At 54.0% G+C, this 22,086-nt stretch carries 20 protein-coding genes; 8 read left to right on the forward strand and 12 right to left on the reverse strand.

Annotated elements, in window-relative coordinates; all coding sequences use genetic code 11:
* The first annotated feature begins 8 nt into the window (after positions 1-8).
* From H6G13_RS05510 to H6G13_RS05520, 3 genes are all read left to right on the forward strand, one after another.
* Positions 9-1,922, forward strand: coding sequence for a fumarate reductase/succinate dehydrogenase flavoprotein subunit (locus H6G13_RS05510; RefSeq protein ID WP_190482156.1), 1,914 nt, complete (start codon positions 9-11; stop codon positions 1,920-1,922).
* A gap of 131 nt (positions 1,923-2,053) precedes the next feature.
* Positions 2,054-2,659, forward strand: a complete 606-nt coding sequence (locus H6G13_RS05515) for a fasciclin domain-containing protein (RefSeq protein WP_190482157.1) — start codon at positions 2,054-2,056, stop codon at positions 2,657-2,659.
* An 807-nt stretch (positions 2,660-3,466) separates the two neighbouring features.
* Complete coding sequence (locus H6G13_RS05520; RefSeq protein WP_190482158.1) at positions 3,467-3,706, forward strand: hypothetical protein; 240 nt, start codon at positions 3,467-3,469, stop codon at positions 3,704-3,706.
* 255 nt (positions 3,707-3,961) lie between these two features.
* On the opposite strand, the gene rpsD is transcribed toward H6G13_RS05520, so the two are convergent.
* Positions 3,962-4,570: a 30S ribosomal protein S4 gene (gene rpsD, locus H6G13_RS05525; RefSeq protein ID WP_190482159.1), complete on the reverse strand. Its 609-nt coding sequence runs from the start codon at positions 4,568-4,570 to the stop codon at positions 3,962-3,964.
* A 280-nt stretch (positions 4,571-4,850) separates the two neighbouring features.
* Between rpsD and H6G13_RS05530 the strand changes: the two genes are divergently transcribed.
* Positions 4,851-6,077, forward strand: a complete 1,227-nt coding sequence (locus tag H6G13_RS05530; protein WP_190482160.1) for an amidohydrolase family protein — start codon at positions 4,851-4,853, stop codon at positions 6,075-6,077.
* Positions 6,078-6,160: 83 nt separating this feature from the next.
* Here H6G13_RS05530 and H6G13_RS05535 read toward each other — a convergent pair whose 3' ends face one another.
* From H6G13_RS05535 to upp, 3 genes are all read right to left on the reverse strand, one after another.
* Entirely contained in the window at positions 6,161-6,454 is a 294-nt protein-coding gene (locus tag H6G13_RS05535; protein WP_190482161.1) for a YggT family protein, read from the reverse strand.
* A 160-nt stretch (positions 6,455-6,614) separates the two neighbouring features.
* A complete protein-coding gene (locus tag H6G13_RS05540; protein ID WP_190482162.1) occupies positions 6,615-6,941 on the reverse strand; it encodes a hypothetical protein in 327 nt (108 codons plus the stop codon).
* A 157-nt stretch (positions 6,942-7,098) separates the two neighbouring features.
* Positions 7,099-7,749, reverse strand: coding sequence for a uracil phosphoribosyltransferase (gene upp, locus H6G13_RS05545; RefSeq protein ID WP_190482163.1), 651 nt, complete (start codon positions 7,747-7,749; stop codon positions 7,099-7,101).
* A gap of 291 nt (positions 7,750-8,040) precedes the next feature.
* Between upp and crtH the strand changes: the two genes are divergently transcribed.
* Together crtH and H6G13_RS05555 are read left to right on the forward strand one after the other, a co-directional pair.
* Positions 8,041-9,549: a carotenoid isomerase gene (gene crtH / locus H6G13_RS05550; RefSeq protein WP_190482164.1), complete on the forward strand. Its 1,509-nt coding sequence runs from the start codon at positions 8,041-8,043 to the stop codon at positions 9,547-9,549.
* 311 nt (positions 9,550-9,860) lie between these two features.
* The gene (locus tag H6G13_RS05555; protein ID WP_190482165.1) at positions 9,861-11,147 is read left to right on the forward strand and encodes a Glu/Leu/Phe/Val dehydrogenase; all 1,287 of its coding nucleotides are present in this window, start codon (positions 9,861-9,863) and stop codon (positions 11,145-11,147) included.
* A gap of 48 nt (positions 11,148-11,195) precedes the next feature.
* Here the strand turns inward: H6G13_RS05555 and aat are convergent, their stop codons facing one another.
* Positions 11,196-11,798, reverse strand: coding sequence for a leucyl/phenylalanyl-tRNA--protein transferase (gene aat / locus H6G13_RS05560; protein ID WP_190482166.1), 603 nt, complete (start codon positions 11,796-11,798; stop codon positions 11,196-11,198).
* A 142-nt stretch (positions 11,799-11,940) separates the two neighbouring features.
* Here aat and H6G13_RS05565 point away from each other — a divergent pair, with 142 nt between their 5' ends.
* Positions 11,941-12,273 carry a hypothetical protein gene (locus H6G13_RS05565; protein ID WP_190482167.1) on the forward strand — a complete coding sequence of 111 codons (333 nt, stop codon included), beginning with the start codon at positions 11,941-11,943 and terminating at the stop codon, positions 12,271-12,273.
* A 74-nt stretch (positions 12,274-12,347) separates the two neighbouring features.
* Here H6G13_RS05565 and rpsN read toward each other — a convergent pair whose 3' ends face one another.
* From rpsN to H6G13_RS05595, 6 genes are all read right to left on the reverse strand, one after another.
* Positions 12,348-12,650: a 30S ribosomal protein S14 gene (gene rpsN / locus H6G13_RS05570; protein ID WP_190482168.1), complete on the reverse strand. Its 303-nt coding sequence runs from the start codon at positions 12,648-12,650 to the stop codon at positions 12,348-12,350.
* Positions 12,651-12,945: 295 nt separating this feature from the next.
* Positions 12,946-13,674, reverse strand: coding sequence for an endonuclease III (nth, locus tag H6G13_RS05575; protein WP_190482169.1), 729 nt, complete (start codon positions 13,672-13,674; stop codon positions 12,946-12,948).
* Positions 13,671-14,762, reverse strand: coding sequence for an RIP metalloprotease RseP (gene rseP, locus H6G13_RS05580; RefSeq protein WP_190482170.1), 1,092 nt, complete (start codon positions 14,760-14,762; stop codon positions 13,671-13,673). The genes nth and rseP overlap by 4 nt, the downstream gene beginning before the upstream one ends.
* 205 nt (positions 14,763-14,967) lie before the next feature.
* Positions 14,968-16,242 (reverse strand): serine--tRNA ligase, encoded by a 1,275-nt coding sequence (serS, locus tag H6G13_RS05585; RefSeq protein WP_190482171.1) that lies wholly within the window; start codon positions 16,240-16,242, stop codon positions 14,968-14,970.
* A 203-nt stretch (positions 16,243-16,445) separates the two neighbouring features.
* On the reverse strand, positions 16,446-16,685 hold the full coding sequence (locus H6G13_RS05590; protein WP_190482172.1) for a NifU family protein: 240 nt from the start codon (positions 16,683-16,685) through the stop codon (positions 16,446-16,448).
* Between the two features lie 198 nt (positions 16,686-16,883).
* The gene (locus tag H6G13_RS05595) at positions 16,884-17,438 is read right to left on the reverse strand and encodes a peroxiredoxin (RefSeq protein ID WP_190482173.1); all 555 of its coding nucleotides are present in this window, start codon (positions 17,436-17,438) and stop codon (positions 16,884-16,886) included.
* A gap of 278 nt (positions 17,439-17,716) precedes the next feature.
* Here H6G13_RS05595 and H6G13_RS05600 point away from each other — a divergent pair, with 278 nt between their 5' ends.
* On the forward strand, positions 17,717-20,473 hold the full coding sequence (locus H6G13_RS05600; RefSeq protein WP_190482174.1) for a GNAT family N-acetyltransferase: 2,757 nt from the start codon (positions 17,717-17,719) through the stop codon (positions 20,471-20,473).
* On the opposite strand, the gene malQ is transcribed toward H6G13_RS05600, so the two are convergent.
* Positions 20,470-21,981, reverse strand: coding sequence for a 4-alpha-glucanotransferase (malQ, locus tag H6G13_RS05605; protein ID WP_190482175.1), 1,512 nt, complete (start codon positions 21,979-21,981; stop codon positions 20,470-20,472). The genes H6G13_RS05600 and malQ overlap by 4 nt on opposite strands.
* Positions 21,982-22,086 lie beyond the last annotated feature (105 nt).

Consider the following 22,086-nt stretch of genomic DNA (forward strand, 5'->3'; position numbering starts at 1 on the left):
GGAGCACAATGGCACTAGATTCACGGGTTCCGGCAGGGCAATTGCAGGACAAGTGGGATGGCTTTAGGGAGCGCTGTCGTCTGGTTAGCCCCAACAACAAGCGCAAGCACACGGTTTTGGTAGTCGGTACGGGCCTAGCGGGGGCTTCGGCGGCAGCGAGTTTGGCGGAGTTGGGCTACCACGTTAAGAGCTTTTGCATTCAAGACTCTCCCCGGCGGGCGCACAGCATTGCGGCCCAGGGCGGCATCAATGCGGCCAAAAATTATCCTAATGATGGCGATAGCGTTTGGCGGCTGTTTCACGACACGATCAAGGGCGGTGACTATCGCTCCCGCGAGGCCAACGTCTATCGGCTGGCCCAAATCAGCACCAGCATTATTGACCAATGTGTGGCTCAGGGAGTTCCCTTTGCCCGTGAATACGGCGGCCTGCTCGACACCCGATCCTTTGGCGGTACGCTGGTTTCGCGCACCTTTTATGCACGAGGACAGACTGGACAGCAGCTCCTGCTAGGGGCCTATAGCGCCATGATGCGCATGGTGCAGGCTGGCAAAATAGAGGTCTATGCTCGGCGGGAAATGCTGGACCTGGTTGTCGTCAACGGGCAGGCGCGGGGCATTGTGGTGCGCAACTTGGTAACGGGCCAGCTGGAGCGCTATGCCGGAGATGCCGTTTTGCTCTGTACGGGCGGCTATGGCAATGTCTATTACCTCTCAACCAACGCCAAAAACTCCAACGTTACAGCGGCGTGGCGCTGCCACAAGCGGGGAGCCCACTTTGCCAATCCCTGCTATACCCAGATCCACCCTACCTGTATTCCGGTTTCAGGGGACTACCAGTCGAAGCTAACGCTAATGAGTGAGGGGCTGCGCAATGATGGTCGGGTATGGGTGCCCAAAACACCGGGCGATACTCGTTCCCCTGAGGCGATTCCCGAAGCTGAGCGCGACTATTACCTGGAGCAGCGCTATCCCACCTTTGGCAATCTGGTACCCCGTGATGTGGCTTCGCGCAACGCCAAGCAGGTGACCGACCAAGGGCGGGGTGTGGGTGAAACGGGGTTGGCTGTGTATCTAGACTTTCGAGATGCGATCGCAAAGCAGGGGAAAGGTGCGATCGCAGCCCGCTACGGCAACCTCTTTGACATGTACCAGCGGATCACAGGCGACAACCCCTACGACGTGCCCATGCGGATCTACCCCGCCGTTCACTACACAATGGGCGGGCTGTGGGTTGACTACCACCTGATGAGCACCGTGCCCGGTCTGTTTGTGCTGGGCGAGGCCAACTTCTCTGATCACGGGGCCAACCGCCTCGGGGCCAGCGCCCTAATGCAGGGCCTAGCCGACGGCTATTTCGTCATTCCCTATACCCTAGGCAACTACATTGCCAGTCAGCCCCTGCCCCCCGTTAGCCCTGACCACGATGCTTTTGCCGAAGCCGAAGCCGCTGCCCAAGCCCGCATCACTCAGCTACTTAGCATTCAGGGCGAAAAGACGGTGCTGGAGTTTCATCGCGATCTGGGCCGACTGGTGTGGGACTTTGTCGGCATGGCCCGCCACCGAGAAGGATTGGAATCGGTCATCACCCAGATCCAAGATCTGCGGGAGGAGTTTTGGCAAAACCTGAAGGTACCCGGCCAGCCCAACACCTACAACAAGAACCTGGAGTTTGCCGGACGGGTCGCCGATTTCATGGAGCTAGCCGAACTGATGGCGCGAGATGCCCTGCATCGGGAAGAATCGTGCGGCGGCCACTTCCGCCAAGAGTCACAGACGCCAGAGGGTGAGGCCAAGCGAGACGATGAGCACTTTGCCTACGTTGCTGCCTGGGAGTATCGGGGCGAGGGGCGTGTGCCCGACCTGCATAAAGAAAGCCTAGACTTTGAAAATGTTGAGCTAACCCAGCGCAGCTATCGGTAAGGCTTAAAAAAAGCAGTCAGACTAGACACTTTTGGAAACCATAGTTAACATACCGTAGTGAAGTGTTTACGAAATCTTAAGCAGCACTTCATAGCAGTTTTGCATTCCCACAAGGAGTTGCTATGCGTTTCATGAATCACGTACTTACCGTTGGGCTCGGAGTCCTCGGAGCAGGTTTGGTCGCGTCTTTGCCTGCTGCCGCTGGTGACATGGTTGAAAAGGACTCTGCCCAAGTAGAGACGACCGAGGAAATGCAAGAACAGGCCGAGGAAATGCAGGCCGAGGAAACCACTGAGACAACCATTGTCGATGTTGCATCTAGCAGTGGCGAGTTTGAGATTCTAGTTGCTGCCGTTGAGGCGGCTGGCCTAGTAGAAGTCCTATCTGGGGAAGGGCCTTTCACCGTTTTCGCGCCGACCGATGCCGCCTTTGAGGCCCTCCCTGAAGGTGCACTAGAGGCGCTACTCATGCCTGAAAACCAGGCGTTACTGGCTCAGATTCTGACCTACCACGTCGTCCCTGGTACCGTTACCTCTGGCGATTTGGTTGAAGGCGACGTAGCTACCGTAGAGGGCAGTGACGTTACAGTGTCTCTGGGCGACAGCGTCATGGTCAATGATGCAACCGTCGTGATGCCTGATATAGAAGCCAGCAATGGGGTGATTCACGTCATCGATAAGGTGATCATTCCCCCCAGCCTGCTGAGCGAACTTGATGTAGAAAAGCCTGCCTTATAGTCAACTCCAGCTAGCACTGAGGTCTAGGGCAACAGCTGGCCCAGCCCTTAGTCTGCTAGCAGTCAAATAGAAAGACGGATCTGTCACAACCCCCATGACGTCTAACGGGGAAGTATTAGCAGATCCGTCTTTTTTATTAGCTTTTTTTATGTACAATAAGTTTTGTAATGCTTTTATGAGGATTGCCCCAGCAATGACCTCCCAACCAATTTTGGGGTCTATTCTATGCGGGTGAGGGGTATTGAAGTAAAAGGATCCATCAAATAATATTGATGTCTTTTAGCGAAGGTAAATTGCATTGTCTAAGTGCAATTTACTTTTGCAGTGTGTTGGGGCAGCCATAAAAGATTTGCTCAGATTTATCCATTTCTTAAAGCTACACATTTTACCTGCCACAACGACGTTTTCTCTAATTAAGAGAAACTGAAAATTAAGCCTGATGCTTGATTTTTATTTTTTTGTACCTTAATATTTTGGTACTTCTACAAAGATATTTCTTGAAAGCTGTTTATTGGCTTGATGGCTCGGATTAGAGCTATATCCTGGATAAACCAGCTCAAATTGGCTTAAAAAGAGATTGTTTCACATTTAGAAAAAATTTTGTTGTACTTTGGAGCTTTGGAATAAAATTTCCAAGGCTCGATTTTTGTGTTTATAGGTAATAAGCTCTTATCACTTTGTTAAAACTATTCTTTCTTTTTGTATGCTTACCTTTAAAGCAAGATCAGCCAAAATGCTGATGGGTTTTTAACCTATAGATAGATATAATTTAGATTGGTTTTGTCTCGGGATAAGGATAGTTACTGAATGAATCGTCAGGTATTCACGAATTGGAACAAGCAGGCATTAATTGATTGGATCGAGCTGGAGCGGGTGAAAGGAACCGATTATCGGAACCTCGAGAACGCTCTCAGGCTCGACTATGGCGTTCTTGACTGGTGGAGAACAGGTCTGGTCAATGAGCTGACCCCTGACCATCTTCAGGCTATTGCGGACTACCGAGGCTGGTCCCTTGCAAAAGTGCGAGAGTGGCTTGATATTAAATAAACTAAGTTTGAGTTAGCTGGATGGGCGATTAACTGGCCCCACCGTCGCCACTGGCCTGGGCAAAATTTTCTAACCCTACGATTTTCAAAGCCCGCTTACGCGGGCTTTGATTTTTTAGGCGGAGCTATTGGTATTTAGAAAGCTTGCGATCGCACAAATAAAAACCTCCTGGCTGACGGACCAGAAGGTTAGGAGAAAAGTATTTAATTAGCGCGGTAAGCGTACGCCAGCTCGAAATAGAGACAGTATCGGAGGTTATGCCTTCCGCGAGTAGTACTCAACCACGAGCAGTTCGTTGATATTGAGCGCAATCCATTCCCGCTCGATGATGCCGTTCACCTTAGCAGTGAGCTTGCCCTTATCGAGTTCAAGATGGTTGGGAACGTTGGCCAGACCAGGGAATTGCAGGTTGGCTTCCACCAAGGTGCGAGAGACAGCCTTGTCGCGAACGCTGATCACATCGCCAGGACGGCACTGATAGCTAGGAATGCTAACGACCCGACCGTTGACGGTAATGTGACCGTGGTTGACGATCTGACGCGCCGCCGGAATGGTCGGGCCAAAGCCTAACCGGAAGATCGTGTTGTCTAACCGCATCTCTAGCTGCTGTAGTAGAGACAAGCCGGTAGAACCACCAGCCCGACGGGCTTTTTTCACGTACCGAAGCAGCTGCTTTTCCGTCAACCCATAGTTGAAGCGGAGCTTTTGCTTCTCTTCTAGACGAACCCCATATTCAGATTTTTTCTTACGGGCCTGCCCGTGTTGTCCGGGGGGATAAGCCTTACGAGGAGATTTACGGCTCAGTCCAGGCAGTTCCCCCAGGCGGCGTACTACTCGGAGGCGAGGGCCTCTATATCGCGCCATGCAGCTTGTTCTCCAAAGAATTCCAAAGTTACTATTGTAGCCGCATAACAGCCCTAGATCAACTTTCTCGTGCAGCTATTCCCGCTTCGAGGCAAGGAAAACTTCGGCGGTGGAGGGTTCAAAGAGGTCTTGAGTGAACCAGACATAGAGGCCGTAAATCATCTGCACCAGCAACAGCCCTTGCTAAGCAGGAATCTTTTGCCTCGGCCGTACGGTATCTCAGGCATGCTTAGTGGTTCCGGTTCATGGGAGGATGCCAAAAACTCCTTTTTCTATGTCGATGGCTCCTCTCTTTGAGTTCACCAACTGTATAGTTCTCTACGGGCCTGATCTGGTGCCCCACCACTGCCAGCACTTTACCGTCAGCGGCGACACAATTGACCAAATTGCCTTAGGCGAACCCTGCTACGCCATCAATCAAGGCACCCAGGTAATCATGCCCGGTATGTACAATGGCCACACCCACATGGGCGATAGCTGTCTGCCCGATGGAGCCACCGGCCTAACTTTAGAAGAAGGATTTTTTCGGCCCCACGGCTATAAATACCGGGAACTAGCCAAGCAGTCCGAAGCCGAACATCTAACGCACATTACCAATCACCTGCGCTACATGGCCCGCACTGGCACAGTCGGCCACTTTGACTTTCGGGAGCAGGGCATGTACGGCAGTCAACTCCTACGTCGAGCTTCCGAATCAACTGGGGTACGCTCAGTTATTTTGGGCCAGTTCAATGAGCTGCCTTTTACCTCCGACGAACTCCAGCACAATCAGGCAGCACTTAGCCCACAGGCCATCGATGAACTCAAGGCAGTGCTCGCCGCTGCCGATGGCTTCTCTGAAAGCACCATGAATGACCTGACCGACCCTGCTTGGCAGCAAATTCTTACCCTTACAGAAACAGCCCACAAGCTCCGGGCCATTCACTGCCTGGAAAACACTGCCTACAGGGAAGTCAGCCTAGCGGTGACTGGGCGCGGCGATTTGGAACGAGCGATTGATTTGTACCGGCCCCACCTGGTAATTCACGCCACTGTTGCCAATGCGGATGAAATTTCCTTGCTGTCGGAGCATCGGCTCAACGTAGTGCTCAACCCTAGAGCCAACGCTAATCTAGGCCTACCACTGCCACCGATCGCGGCGCTGCTGCAAAGTCAGGCCAATCTGCTGTTGGGCACCGACAACGGCCTGCTTAACAGCCCCAACTTGTTTGCTGAACTCGATTTCACCTACAAAGTTGCCAAGAGTCAGTTTGGAGACGCCCTGCATCCTGACCCGGCTGACATTCTCAAACTGGTGACCAGCAACGTCGGTGCAGTCTTAGAAGGGGCGCTGGAGGACGGCACCTGCGGCTATCTAGCTGAGGGCAAACCTGCCGATTTTGTTGTTCTAGACTTTACCCAGCCCCATTTGCAGCGCAGCCGCCATCTGATTGCTAGTATTTTGACCCGTGTCACCCCGGCAGATGTGCTGATGACCGTGCGTCGAGGCAACTGTCTTCACGCTTAAAAAAGAATCGCCTTCACCATTAAGGTCAAGACGACACTGATTCATTAATTTAAGCTGTTGCCTAAGACTGAAAGCCGCGATTCTTAAAAAGCAGCGTAGGCAACCTGAGCTGCTGCCACGCTAACGCCCTGGGAAATGAACTGAAGCAGCAAAAAGGCCAGAATAGGCGAGAGATCGATACCACCCAGAGGAGGAATGATAGAGCGAAACACGTTTAAATAGGGGTCGGTTAGCTGGCTCAAGATATTGAAGGGAGGGCTAAGCCAATCCACATTGGGAAACCAGCTTAGCAAAATTCGGATAATCAGCAAGACCGTATAAATCTGAAGGAAGGTGGCTACCGCGTTAGCGAGCATACCAACCAATGAAGTCTCCATAACCCTAAGCTCCCAAGCCGATCCATCGTGTATTGTTGTGCCAGTTCAAGTGTAACTGATAGTCACTGGGGAAGATGGGCCGAAAACCGCCCATTCTGTGAACCGCTGGTAAAATCTGCCCAGCGGCATTGTCCTGTGGGTTGAGCACATCCCTCCTTGGTCAGGAATCTATCAGCGAAGAATCGTCCAGCATTTCCTGAGGATAGCCATTAATACCGCCAAGCTGCTGCCGAACGTCATCAATAGCCTCGTTTAGCTGAGCAATTTTGTCTTCGAGGCGGCGACGGGCTATTTCCATGCTCTCCTCAGTGGCATCATCAAACACCTCTAGGGGCTGCTCGCGGCTATTAAGGGAGCGCAGAGTAGAAGCAGTCGTTTCTGAAGGCCTGAGCCGGGAAGCCGTCAAAGCCCCAACCACGCCGCCAATCATGCCTCCAAATAAGGCTCCGGCAATAAAACCACCGGCAAAGTTATCTTGCTGGCTCATCGTTCCTTCCGGTGTCTATTCCGGTATCTATCTAAACAGGGAAGCTAGTCTACCGGATATGGGCCTCCGGTGACTTCTATTGTCGCTGACAAGGGCTCACCTGACTACCACGCTAGGCTGATTAACTAGAACTGATAGGTAGGGCTAGCGCAGCAAGCTAGGTACCAAAGGTGCGATCGCCCGCATCTCCCAGTCCCGGCACAATAAAGCCCTGGGAATTGAGCCCTTCGTCAATGGTGGCCGCATAGATATTGAGCTCAGGATAGGCATCTGCTAGCTTTTGCAGAGCTGCTGGGGCAGTGACTACGGAGATAATCCGCACCATCGACGGATCAGCACCACGAGCGGTCAGTTCCTTCATCATTGCCATGATGGTGCCGCCCGTTGCCAGCATCGGTTCGCTAATCAGCACCCGCGTTTGAGGATCAAAAGAGGCTGGCAGCTTGTTGAGATAGCAGGTAGGCTCCAGGGTTTCTTCATCCCTAACAAAGCCGATGTGGTAAATCGAGGCCAGCGGCAGTAGAGACTGTGCCCCCTCCATCAGTGCCAAGCCTGCCCGCAAAATTGGTACAATCACCACCGGCACTTCCGGGTTGATGAAGGTCGCCGGGCAGCTAGCCAAAGGAGTCTCAACCGTGGTCTCAAGGGTGGGCAGCCAATCTCGCACAGCCTCGTAGGTCAGCCATCGGCCTAGTTCAGTCATAGCTGAACGAAACAGGGTCGAGGGCGTGTCGGCATCCCGAGAAACGCCAAGCCAATGTTGGATTAGGGGATGGGGAGGAACAAATACGCGCAGTTGTGGTGCCATCTTTTAAGGAGTCAACTAAATCTGAAACATAATACTCGTTTACTGGGCCTCGAATTATTAGCAGGATAGCGGTTTTGAGATTTTATAGCTGAGCTTGTACTCTAAATAGCGCTAATTTTTGCAGTAAATTTTTCTACGGGGCTTGCGCCCATTATGAAATAGTGGGCTCTAGGGGAAGCAGATCAAGGCGATCAGGCCCGTTCTTTCACACACTTGTAAATTATTAGGCAAACAGGCCCTAGATTCCGGTTACAGAATTGATCACAGTAAAGCCACGAGTTGCCTAAAAGTATGTCCACCAGCCAGCCTAAGCAGTGGGATGTGATTGTGATTGGGGCGGGTATGGGCGGCTTGGTTACAGCTACTCAGCTAGCCGCCAAAGGAGCCCATGTCCTGGTCTTAGAGAGCTATTTAATTCCCGGCGGCAGTGCGGGCTATTTTGAGCGGGCAGGTTATCGCTTTGATGTGGGAGCCTCAATGATCTTTGGCTTTGGCAGCCAGGGCACCACCAACTTACTGACCCGAGCCTTAGCTGCCGTGGGTATGGAACTAGAGACCCTGCCCGATCCGGTTCAGGTTCACTATCACCTCCCCCAGGGTCTCGATATTCGGGTGCATCGTAACTACGAACGGTTTCTGGAGGAATTGTGCGATCGCTTTCCCCACGAGCGGGTGGGCATTCGTCAGTTCTACGACGAATGCTGGCGGGTTTTCCACTGCTTAAACGCCATGCCCCTGCTGTCGTTGGAAGAACCTCGCTATGTCGCTAGCGTGTTCGTCAAGCATCCGTTGGCTTGCCTAGGGTTAGCAAAGCGTTTACCCATCAATGTGGGAGGGGTGGCCCGCCGCTACTTGCGCGATCCAGAGCTGCTGCGATTTATCGACATGGAGTGCTACTGCTGGTCTGTGGTACCTGCCGAGCGCACACCGTTGATCAATGCCGGCATGGTGTTTAGCGATCGCCACTACGGCGGCGTTAACTACCCCAAAGGCGGAGTTGGTCAGATTGCCCAGCAACTCGTAACTGGGCTAGAGCAGGCAGGGAGCGAAATCTGGTATCGCTCGCGAGTCACCGAAATCTTAACGGAAAAGGGCCGAGCCATCGGCGTGCGCTTGGCCTCTGGCAAGACCTGCTTTGCCCGCCGCATCGTCTCCAACGCTACTCGCTGGGACACCTTTGGCTCCCTAGTAAAGCAGGATCTACCCCCTTCAGAACAACGTTGGCAGCAGCACTACCAGCAGTCTCCCAGTTTCGTTAGCCTGCATTTGGGCGTCAAAGCCGAGGCGATTTCTGAGGCTGCCGACTGCCACCATATCTTGCTGGAAGACTGGGCCGAAATGGAAACCAGTGGCGGCACGGTGTTTGTCTCCATTCCGACCCTGCTTGACCCCGATCTAGCTCCGCCAGGGCATCACATTATCCATGCCTTTACCCCTAGCTGGATGGCCGACTGGCAAGGGCTAACTTCCCAGGCATACCACGAGCAGAAGCAGGCAGCAGCGCTGGCTTTGGTTCGCAGACTGGAGCGGCTATGGCCGGGATTAGGCGATGCAATCTCACATCAAGAAATCGGTACCCCCCGCACCCACCGTCGCTTCTTAGGTCGCACCAACGGCACCTATGGCCCCATCCCGGCAGGCAAGCCCTGGGGCCTGCTGGGCATGCCCTTTAACCGCACCGCCATCCCTGGCCTTTACTGCGTCGGCGACAGTACCTTTCCCGGCCAAGGGCTCAATGCAGTGGCTTTTTCGGGGTTTGCCTGCGCCCATCGGGTGGCGGTGGATTTGGGGCTGGATTAGGGGTTGGGGGCTGGGAGTGGATGGGTGGATGTTTCCAGTAAGTTTAGATGTTTCTTGCATTAAATGAACCGGGGTATTGGGTGCCAGGTCAACGGTTTTAAGGAGGGTTTCACAAAAAATACCCCTCCACTCGCCTACCCATCCACTCGTCCACTCATCTACCCCTCCACTCATCCACTCGCCCACTTAGGAACATTGCCAATATTTAAGAATCCTGTTACTTCAGAGCATTAGCCTGTAGGCGAGGGAAAATTAAAAGTGTAGCCGTTGTTACAGTTTTAGCGGCACGATCTTTTCCCAAGGTATCTGCTATGTCCACCAGTCTGCTGTCAGATGCTAACCGTCGTCTGGAACGGGCGCTGAAGTACGTCAAGATTTCTGAGGATGCTAGCGAGCGGCTGAAGTTCCCCAAGGCCAGCCTTAAAGTTTCGATTCCGGTGCGGATGGATAATGGCTCTCTCAGGGTATTTGAGGGCTACCGGGTACGCTACGACGACACCCGGGGACCGACCAAGGGCGGCATTCGCTTTCATCCCAACGTGAACATGGATGAGGTGCAGTCTCTGGCGTTTTGGATGACCTTTAAGTGTGCAGCGCTGAATTTGCCTCTAGGCGGTGGCAAGGGCGGCATCACCCTCAACCCGAAGGAACTCTCTAAGTTTGAGCTAGAGCGGCTAAGCCGGGGCTATATAGATGCGATCGCAGACTTTATCGGCCCTGACGTCGATATTCCTGCGCCCGATGTCTACACCAACCCGATGATCATGGGCTGGATGATGGATCAATACAGCATCATCCGCCGTCAGCTTTGCCCTGCCGTGATTACTGGCAAACCCCTCAGCATGGGCGGTAGCCAGGGTCGCGACGCTGCTACCGGCACCGGAGCCTTCTTTGTGCTGGCCGCCATGATGCAAAAATTTGACAAGTCACCCCACGAAACCACGGTTGCGGTGCAGGGCTTTGGTAATGCTGGCAGTGTCATTGCCCGCCTCCTGTTTGAGGCTGGCTACAAGATTGTTGCCGTGAGCGATTCTCAAGGGGGCGTATACTGCCCTGACGGGCTTGATATTCCCAGCGTTCAGCAGTTCAAAAATGCCGCCCGCAGCGTCAAAGCGGTCTACTGCGAGGGCAGCGTCTGCAGCATTGTTGAGAATCACCAAGTCCTGACGAATGAGGAACTGCTTACCCTAGATGTCGATATCCTGATACCTGCTGCCCTAGAAAACCAAATCACAGCTGCCAACGCCGCTGATGTTCAAGCCCGCTACATCTTTGAAGTTGCCAACGGCCCAATTAGCGCTGATGCCGATGAGATTTTAGAGGCTAAAGGTATCTACGTCTTTCCAGACATTCTCGTGAATGCGGGCGGCGTAACTGTTAGCTATTTTGAGTGGGTGCAAAACCGCAGCGGGCTGTACTGGACCGAAGAGGAGGTGAATCAGCGCCTTAGCCGCATGATGGTCACAGAAGCCGACAAAATCTGGCGTATTAGCCAGGAGTTAGCCATTCCCCTACGGACTGCTGCCTATGTTCACGCCCTAGACCGGCTAGGAGATGCCCTCAACGCTAAAGGCACCCGCGAATATTACGTTGGCTGATAGACATTAGCAGGTAAGGTGCTGTAGAGACAGATCTGAAATCTGTCTCTACAGCGAATTATCGACGAAGCTGCTTTTTCGCTTCAGAGCCAGCTTGAGTAGATCCTTATACTCGCCCTCGCTCAACACCTGCGCCCCGAAGCGCTCTAGGTGGGGGTTCATCATTTGGGCATCAAACAGGACAAAGCGGCGCTCCCGGAGATGCTCTACCAGCTTCACCATGGCTACCTTCGAGCCTTCAGAAATGCGGTAGAACATGGACTCGCCAATAAAGGCTCCGCCAATTGTCAGGCCCAAAATTCCTCCGGCTAGCTCATTATCCTGCCAGGTTTCAAAGCTGTGGGCCCAGCCTGCCTGGTGTAGTTCCCAGTAAATCTCTTTTAACTCGTCGGAGAGCCAGGTGGTTTCTCGATCAGCACAGCCACTAACCACCTCTAGAAACGCCTGATCAACGGCCACCCTAAAGCGGTTTTGATTGATTGCCCGACGGAGTGATTTAGGGTAGCGGAACCGGCTATCAAGGGGGACAATGGTGCGCTGCCGGCTAGAATACCAGCCCAGATTATCGCCCTCATCATCGGCCATTAAAAAATAGCCCTGAGAGTAGCCTCGAATAATCGCCGGAATGTCGTACTGGAACGTGGTCAACATAGCAGGTCTACATCCGATCAAAGACCCTTCGATCCATGATAGGCGTTTCACGAAGGTTCAGATTTTATCCGTCCCAGGTAGCTTTAGGACTGGGGGAAGAACGCGATATCCTGTTAAGCATTCTCCCCGCAACAAACTTGCCATGGCAGAACCCATTCCACCCCTCACGCTTCCTCCGGCCCGTGACCCTCGCCAGGAACAGCAGTGGCTTCAGGTTGCCCTGCACCAGTGGCTCAATGAGGAGTTTTTGCCGGAAACGGTCAACGCCGATATTGCCGAACGAGCCGCCCAGGTATTTATGCGCCAGCGTATGGAGGGGGAAAATGATGTCGATTCCCTTGTCATGGCGGTACTGACGGAAATGCAGGGGTTTGACTTTTCGAAAAGCTTTTACAGCGAATTTGCAGTGGCTAATGCCGTCAGCGACCTGTTGCTAGACAGCCTCGGCATTGAGCGCTGCTGCGGCATGAACTGACGCAAAACAAATAGGGGCGCGAGATGTCACGCCCCTAAAAAGCTATAGATCTGACTTTAGAGTAGACCTAACAGCTACCAGCTAGATTTAACAACCCCAGGCAGCAAGCCTTTGTGGGCCATGTCCCGCAACATGTTGCGGCAGAGGCCGAAATCGCGGTAGTAGCCCCGGGGCCGACCCGTCATCCAGCAGCGGTTGTGCAGACGAGTAGGTGCACTGTTACGCGGGAGCTGTTGGATCTTGCGATGAATTACCAGCTTTTCTTGCTGGTTTTCAGCGTTTTGAAACTGCTCAAGCAGAGCTTCCCGCTTGGCAGAATATTTTGCAACTATTTTTTCGCGCTTACGCTCCCGCGCAATCATGCTTTTTTTAGCCATGCCACTTTTTCGCTCTTAGTTCTTTTGTTAAGACACAGTCTCTAATTATAAACAAAGACTCTCAAAAGGGTAACCCCCCGATATTGCCTCCCCTCAGTGCATTCGGTTATCGGCACTCGGATTGATAGGGTGGGCTTGGTACGGTAAGAAAGAAGGAATTGAGTTAGGACTTGCGATCGCAAGAAGACCCCATGTCAGCCTTGATCACCTGGATTTTATTTGCCTGGGCCATTCTAGTCATCGTCACCCAGTTTGTTAGCTGAGGTTTTTAGCTAGGAGCCTGTGAGCTAAACTATTAGCCAGATTTTGCTGAGCTTAATTTGGCCTGACGAGCAGGTTGGGAGGCTTTGGCCTTGAGTTCGCGCCCTGCTAGAGCGCCTCGATCTGAAGGGCAGAGGTCGGCCAGTTCGCAGCGATCGCACATCGGGTTTCTGGCGTTGCAGACAGCTCGACCGTGATAAATCAGCCGAATCGACCAGTTTTCCCAGTCGGGCTGGGGCAGCAGCTTCATCATGTCCCGCTCGATTTTGATCGGGTCTTCATGCTTGGTTAGGCCTAGGCGGTTGGTCAGCCGCTTGACGTGCGTATCAACCGTCACCCCAGCATTGATGCCATAGCCGTGGGCTAGCACGACATTCGCCGTTTTACGGGCCACACCGGGCAACATCAGCAGATCGTCCATGCTGTTGGGCACTTCGCCTTGGAACTCGGTAACAATCTTTTGGCAGGCAGCGCGAATGTTCTTTGCTTTGTTGCGGTAAAACCCGGTTGATTTAACCAGCTGCTCCAGCTCCTCCAAATCGCATTCGGCAAATGCCTGAGCATCTGGGAACCGGGCAAACAGAGCAGGAGTGACCTTGTTTACGCGCTCATCGGTGCACTGAGCCGACAAAATAGTTGCAACCATCAGCTGCAGCACAGTTTCGTAATCAAGAGAGCAGGGAGCCTCAGGGTAGAGGCGCTTAAGGCGCATGAGAATTTCCAGCGCCCGCTGCTTTTTGGCTGGGCGACGCGAGGGTGTCACTGGAGCAAATTCTGGAAAAACTCAAGTTGAGTGGTGTCTCGCACAATCAGAAAAACGCCCAGGCCCAGCAGCAACACCAGCCCGGTCTGCATCACATTTTCCTGAATCCGCTCGGGTAGAGGCTTGCCGCGCAGGGCCTCGATCAGCAAAAAGGCCAGCTGTCCACCGTCTAGCGCTGGTAGGGGCAGAATGTTGATGATTGCCAAGTTGATGCTGATGGCGGCAGTAAACGGAAAGAGCCTGAATATATCGTACTGAACCAGACCCGCCCCCTGCTCCACAATTTTGACTGGGCTAGCGACTTGACCCGCCATTTGGGAGAAATTAGTGATCAGCATGACAAAGCCCTGCACAATGCGGGTCAACATATCCTGGAACGACTGAGCGGCCAGGCCGAAGATCTGCAGCACGTTGGTGGGTCGTTGATACTGAATGCTGACGTTGGGCTGGAGCTGCACGCCAATAACAGATCTGCCCTCAGGACTAACCTCAGGAGTCACCGTCACGTCGATCTCTCGGCTGCCCCGCTGAACAGTGAGATTGACCGGCTGGTTGGGGCTATTTTGAATCAGCTGAATGAATTGGGGAACGGTCTCTTCGCTGGCATCTAGCAGCTTGCCTTGGGCAGCCACAATAATGTCACCATCTCGGATTCCGGCGCGAGCGGCAGGAGAAGACTGGGCCATCACCTGAGGAATTACAATGCCAGGCTGCCGGTTGAAGTCTTGAGGCACGCCCACGGTGCCAAACTGGACGACAAACAGCAGATAGGCAAATATCAGGTTGGCGATGACTCCGGCACTGATCACAATGGCCCGGTCGAAGATAGGGCGATTTTTGAGCAGGTCAGGATCGTTGATGGGAATTTCGCTTTCGGGATCGTCATCTGGAAAGCCCACAAAGCCGCCCAGGGGAATGGCGCGGAGGGCATACTCGGTTTGGGGTCCCTGGTATTTCCAGAGAATTGGACCAAAGCCGATAGAGAAACGATTGACGTGGATGCCCTGAAGACGGGCGGCCAGGAAATGTCCTAGCTCGTGCACAACAATTAGAAGCGCTAATACTGCGATCGCAGCGAGAACGGACATAGTTTCCCAGATGAGCAAACGACAGGTTTTCCTATTCTAACGTCCAGGCTCAACCCCCCTAGGGTTTTGGCAGGGATCTCTGCTCCTAGGCATAGGAGAAGGGACTAAGAAACCCGTTTCTAGCATTTCAGAAACCGGGTTTCTAGCAAGCTATCTCGAGCCTTGCCTAAATCCTTCACAGAAACCCGGTTTCTCAGCCCCAGCCCTAGAGGAATTCCCGGCCCATATAGGGCTGTAGCACCTCCGGCACCTGCACTGCGCCATTGGCTTGCTGATAGTTTTCCAAAACAGCCGCCATCGTCCTACCGATAGCCAGCCCAGAGCCATTCAACGTGTGCACCAGCTGAGTGCCCTTTTGCCCCGCTGCCTTAAACCGAACGCTGGCGCGACGAGCCTGAAAATCGCCGCAGTTGGAGCAGCTAGAAATTTCCCGGTACTTGCCCGAAGAGGGCATCCACACTTCCAGGTCGTAGGTTTTGCGGGAGGCAAAGCCCAGATCACCCGTGCAAAGCTCCAGCACTCGATAGGGTAGCTTTAACTGCTGCAAAATATCTTCAGCATCAGCCACCAGCGTTTCTAGCTCATCAAAGGCCGTATCGGGATGGACAAACTTGTACATCTCGACCTTGTTGAACTGGTGTAGACGAATCAGGCCGCGCGTGTCTTTGCCGTAGCTGCCTGCCTCACGGCGAAAGCAGGGGGTGTAGGCACAGTAGTGAATCGGCAGATCTTCTGAGGCCAGAATTTCATCTCGATACAGGTTAGTCAGCGGCACTTCGGCGGTTGGCGTCAACCACAGATCGTCGTTTTGACAGCGAAAGCTTTCCTCGGCAAACTTAGGCAGCTGGCCCGAAGCCGTTAGTGACTCACTATTGATTAGATAGGGGGGAATGACCTCGGTATAGCCAGCCTGGGTGTGGCGATCAAGCATGAAGGTGATCAGCGCTCGCTCCAGGGCTGCTCCTGCCCCAAACAGGGTGACAAAGCGGCTCTGAGCAATGCGGGTGGAGCGCTCAAAGTTTAGGATGCCGAGCTTTTCGCCAATTTCCCAGTGGGGCAGTACGTCATGCTGAGGCAGGTATTCTTCACCCCAACGCCGCCGCTCCACGTTTTCGTCTTCGTCTTTACCTACAGGCGTGGTGTCGCTAGGCAGGTTAGGCAGGGTCAGCAAAATGCTGTGGATCTGCTCTTTTAGCTCCCGCTCACGCGGCTCAAGTTCCTTTAACTGGGTTTTGACCTGGTTGCCTTCTTCTTTTAAAGCAGCGATTTCTGGCCCTTTAGGGTCGGCCCCCTGCTTGATCTGCTGGGGCACCTGCTTGCCAATTTCGTTACTGCGGGCCTGAAGTTGCGATCGCACCGTCTCCAACTCGCGCTGCTGCCGATCTAGTGCCAGCAGCGGCTGCAAATCATATTCGCCCCGCTTGCCCAGCGCTGCCTGCACCTGTTCCGGGTTTTCTCGAATTTGCTTTAGATCCAGCACAGCTCTCCCTCGCAGCCCTACCCGCTTTTTGATGACATCTTGACTTAAGGCCAGCCGTCAGCGGCACAACCAATAAATCAGGATAGCAGCAAACCTATCGACCCAAGGGTCAAAACAAATGGAGCCGCGAAATTTGCAGCTCCATCAGCAAAACATCGGGAAAGGATACGCCCTCCCCCAACCTATATAATCCCCTGAAAAATCTACATGACCTGCTCAATTTCTGCGATTTCGGGGATAAACTCGCGCAGACGACGCTCAATACCCATCCGAAGCGTCATAGCTGAGCTAGGGCAAGAACCGCACGCTCCCTGCAGGCGCAGCTTGACAACAGGACCATCGATTTCTACTAGCTCGACGTTGCCACCATCGGCCATCAGATAAGGCCGCATTTCATCCAAAACAGTTTCAACGTTATCGGTAGTTAGCGCCAGCGTTGACATGAGAATTACCTTACTTTTACACGGACTACTTTAATTCTAAGCACTGAGCCTACGCTTGTTAGTCAGAGAGGAGAGAGGGAAGAGGAGAGAAGAGTTATAAAACTTCTTGACCAAACCCATCCACCCATCTATCCCCAACCCATCCACCCATCTATCCCCAACCCATCCACTCATCTACTCCCCAACTCATCCACCTATCTACCCATCCACCCCCTGCAACTCATCCAAAGCCCCCAACACCTCCTGACTATGAATCGGCGGACTAACGCCTAAAAACCGCGCCCGCATCACACCCTCCGGGTCAATGATGTAGGTGTGCCGCAGAGACATTGCCCCTAACCAGGAGCCGTAAGCTTTGCTGACCTGGCCTTTAGGGTCAGAGAGTAAAGGAAACTCCAGCCCTTCGGAGTCACAAAACTCAGCATGGGAGTCGACATCGTCGGCGCTAACGCCCAGGATTTGGGCATTGCGCGCCTGATACTGAGCAAAATCGCGCTGAAACCGCTGCGCTTCTAGGGTGCAGCCAGAGGTAAAGTCCTTGGGGTAAAAGTAGAGAACGACCCATTGCCCCTGGTAGTCTGCTAGCGAAATCTCGCCATCGCCCGCATTGGTAGGCAGGGTAAACGCCGGGGCCGGTTCGCCAATGGGCACCTGTGGGCCACCCATCGCCACTGCTGGAGCCATTCCCGTTAGCCAAGTAATAAGGACAAGGCAAATGCTTAAAACACTACAAATTAGGGCTCGACGTGACATGGGCTCGCTCTATTAGATCGTCTTAGCAAAAGTTTAGGGCTTTTGATTGTCGAGCGCACTGAAGTTAGCGGAAGACACAGAGAGCAGCATTTAGCGACAGTTAGCTTTATGACTGATTTTGGTTGCCGATAGTGTGCGCGACGTGGGGGCTCCACCACTCAAAGGGTTGAGCAGTCCCTTAAGAAAAAAAGAGAACCCGTTGCCGATCTAAATCCTTGGCATACAACGTAAGGGTGAGCATCTCCGTGCCGATGTCCTTACTTTGAGGCAGATTTACCGTGCTCAAACCCTCCAAGCCCACGACAGATCCGGCTTACGATATTCTGCGCTCCGAGCGCCAGCCGCTCAATGCCTTCTTTGCACCTCAGGCCGTTGCTGTTATTGGCGCAACGGATCGGCCCGGCAGCGTTGGCCGCACTCTACTTTGGAACCTGATCAGCAGCCCCTTTGGCGGCACTGTTTTCCCGATCAATCCTAAACGGCGCAGTGTTCTGGGCATTCGCGCCTATCCCAGCATTCAAGACACACCCGAGCCGGTCGATCTGGCTATTATTGCTACCCCTGCCCCTACTGTCCCTGGCTTAATTCAAGAGTGTATTGCGGCAGGGGTCAGCGCTGTGGTTGTGCTGTCAGCAGGTTTCAAAGAAACCGGCGCAGCAGGAACAGCTCTAGAAAACCAGATCCGCGAGCTGCTGCGACAGAGCTCGCTGCGGCTGATTGGCCCCAACTGCCTGGGTCTTATGAACCCCCTCAATGGACTCAATGCCACCTTTGCCAGCACCCTAGCCCGCTCTGGTAACGTCGGTTTCATTAGCCAGAGCGGTGCTCTCTGTACGGCAGTGCTGGACTGGAGCCTGCAGGAAAATGTTGGCTTCAGTGCCTTTGTCTCCATTGGCTCCATGCTGGATGTGGACTGGGGTGACCTGATTTACTACCTGGGCGATGATCCTCGCACCCGCAGCATCGTCATCTACATGGAGTCGATTGGCAATGCTCGCTCTTTTCTATCGGCGGCGCGGGAGGTTGCCCTGACCAAGCCGATCATCGTAATCAAGGCGGGCCGGACAGAGGCGGCAGCTCAGGCCGCCGCCTCTCACACTGGGTCGCTGGCAGGGAGTGATGCGGTATTAGATGCCGCCTTTCGGCGCTGCGGTGTGCTGCGGGTCAACCAGATTGCTGAACTGTTTGATATGGCAGAGGTGCTAGCCAAGCAGACCCACAGGCCTCAAGGCCCCCGGCTGACTGTTATTACCAATGCCGGGGGACCGGGGGTGCTAGCCACCGATGCCCTGATTGCCACGGGTGGAGAGCTGGCGACCCTCTCTGAAGACACCCTAACCACCCTTAACGAATTTCTACCGACCCACTGGAGCCACGGCAACCCCATCGATATCTTGGGAGATGCTGACCCCGAGCGCTACAGTCAGACGCTAGACGTGACGCTCAAAGACCCTAACAGCGATGGCCTACTGGTTATCCTGACGCCCCAGGCAATGACTGACCCGACTCAGACGGCTGAAAAGCTGAAGCAACTGGCTCAAAATGCCGAAAAGCCGATCTTGGCAAGCTGGATGGGCGGGGCCGAGGTTACGAGCGGGGAGACTATTTTGAACCGGGCCAGCATCGCCACTTACCGCTACCCTGATGCGGCGGCGCGGCTGTTTAACTTCATGTGGAAGTACAGCTATAATCTGCGCGGCCTTTATGAAACTCCGGCGCTGCTGCCGCTAGAGGTGGATGCAGAGGAGCGATCGCAAGTTGATCACCTCATTCAATCAGCCCGCGCGGCAGGCCGCACAATTTTAACGGAGCTGGAGTCAAAGCAGATTTTGCGGGCTTACGGCATTCCTACCGTAGAGTCGCAGACGGCAGCAACGCCCGAGGCGGCAGTAGATTGTGCCGAAGCCATCGGCTACCCAGTAGTGGTGAAGCTGGTATCTGAAGTCATTACCCACAAAACTGATGTGGGCGGGGTGGTGCTCAACCTGCAAAATGCCGATGCGGTGCGGCAGGCCTACGGTGCGATCGCAGATGCCGTTACCGCCAAAGCTGGCCCCGAAGCGTTTACAGGCGTTACGGTGCAGCCCATGATCAACCGCGACGAGAGCTACGAAGTGATCGTTGGCAGCAGTGTCGATCCCCAGTTTGGCCCGGTGATTTTATTTGGGGCGGGGGGCCAGCTCGTCGAAGTTTTTCAAGATAGTGCCGTGGCGCTGCCGCCGCTCAACACCACCCTGGCCCGTCGCCTGATGGAGCAGACCAAAATCTACAAAGCCTTTAAGGGGGTGCGAGGCCGCCCTCCAGCGGATCTAGCAGGACTAGAAAAGCTGCTGGTGCGCTTCAGCCAGCTTGTGCTGGAGCAGCCCCTAATTGCCGAACTCGACATCAACCCGCTGCTGATATCGGCAACCGACAGCGCTCACCCACTGCTAGCCCTAGATGCCCGCATTGCCCTGCATCCCCCAGATATGGCCCTGGCTAGCTTACCGAAGCCTGCCATTCGGCCCTACCCGGTTCAGTACGTTACCCCCTGGCAGCTGAAAGACGGCACGCGGGTAACTATTCGCCCCATTCGGCCCGAAGATGAGCCGCTAATCGTAAAATTCCACCAGACCCTCTCCGAAGAAAGCGTCTATTTTCGCTACTTTCACCTAATGAAGCTGAGCAGCCGCATCGCGCATGACCGGCTGACCCGCATCTGCTTTATCGACTATGACCGCGAGATGGCGCTGGTTGTTGATCGCCATCAGCCCCAAACCGGCGAGCAGGAGATTTTAGCAGTCGCCCGTCTGAGCAAGTCCTACGGCCTGAATGAGGGGGAATTTGCCATGCTGGTGAGCGATCTGTACCAGCATCAGGGATTAGGTACCCAACTGCTGCAACAGCTCCTAAAAGTAGGCCGAGACGAATCTCTAGAGCGTATCACTGCCGAAATCCTTCATGAAAACCGGCCCATGCAGCGCGTCTGTGAGAAAGTCGGCTTTACTCTAAAGCACGCTCCAGATTTTATCGAAGCTGAGATTGTGCTCGCCTAGTACCAGTGGTCAGGGGCACGGTCGGAGAAGCGGGTTAGCTCTCGTAGCTCATGGCAAACGTCGTCAGTGATCGATTCTGAGCGGTAGCGCCAAGACCAGTTGCCGTCGGCCTTGCCCGGCGTATTCATGCGAAACTCGCTGCCTAGGCCAAAGAGATCCTGCATGGGAATGATGTTGCGATCGGCAATAGACATCATCGCCACCCGGATCAGATCCCAATGCACGCCTGCTGGTGACAGACAGCCTAGGAACATGATCACTCGGTTGCGCTCGCTCTCGTCTAGCTGGTTAAACCAGCCCACGGTGGTGTCATTGTCATGGGTGCCGGTGTAGACGATGCAGTTGCGGGGGTAGTTAAAGGGCAGGTAGAGGTTTTTGCTGTCGGAGCCAAAGGCAAACTGCAAAATTTTCATGCCAGGGAACCCAAACTGGTCCCGCAGCTCCAGCACTTCGGGAGTAATCAGGCCCAGATCCTCGGCCAGAATGGGCAGGCTGCCCAATTCCTCCTTCACCTTGTTGAAAAGCTTCTCGCCAGGGGCTTCTATCCAGTGGCCATTCATCGCAGTGGTTTCGCCCTGGGCCACGGCCCAGTAAGCCTGAAACCCTCGGAAGTGGTCAATACGAATCCAGTCTACATAGTCGAGAATGGCTCGGATTCGCATCAGCCACCAGTGGAAGCCAGTTTCTTCGAGCTTGGCCCAGTTGTAGGTGGGGTTTCCCCAGAGCTGGCCGGTGGCACTGAAGTAGTCGGGGGGTACGCCTGCCATCTCAGAGGGCAGCAACGTCTCAGGGTCGATCATGAAGTTGTCGGGATAGGCCCAGACATCAACGCTGTCGTGAGCCACGTAAATTGGAATATCACCAACAATTTCGATGCCGCGCTCGTTGGCATATTGCTTAAGCGATGACCACTGGCGGTGAAACTCAAACTGCTTGTATTTAAAGCGAGCAATTTCTACGGTTAGCTTTTCTTGCCACATCTGCATGGCTTCGGGCTGGCGGCGGGCAATAGCCGAGTCCCATTCTGACCAACCGGCTCCGCCATGAGCCTGTTTGAGCGCCATGAAGAAAGCGTAGTCATCTAGCCAGAAGGCGGCAGCTTCGCAGAACTGGGCATAACTCTGGCGATCTTCTTCGCTAGCATGGGCCTGGAAGGTTTCGGCGGCCTTTTCCAGCAGCTTCATCTTGGCTGGCACAACCTGCTCAAAATCCACGTAATCAGCCGGAAAGTCGGGCAGGTTGTCGAGATCGGCTTGGTCGATTAGGTTGCGATCGCGCAGCTGTTCCAAACTAATCAGAATGGGGTTGCCTGCCATTGAGGAGAAGCAGAGGTACGGAGAGTTGCCGTGTCCGGTTGGCCCCAAGGGTAGTACCTGCCAGATCTGCTGCCCTGTAGTCGCCAGAAAATCAACGAAGCGATAAGCCTCTGGGCCAAGATCCCCAATGCCGTAGTGACCCGGCAGGGAGGTAGGGTGCAGCAAAATTCCGCTGGTTCTGGAGGAAGCCATAACGTGCCCTGGAATATTCCCAATGACTCTAACACGGCAGTTTCAGCCGAGAGTGCTACCCTGGTTGGATTTTCATCTTTGCCTTAGGGAATATAAAATGTCCTG

It is taken from the genome of Pseudanabaena sp. FACHB-2040 (genome assembly GCF_014696715.1).
In the GTDB taxonomy this organism is placed as follows: domain Bacteria; phylum Cyanobacteriota; class Cyanobacteriia; order Phormidesmidales; family Phormidesmidaceae; genus JACVSF01.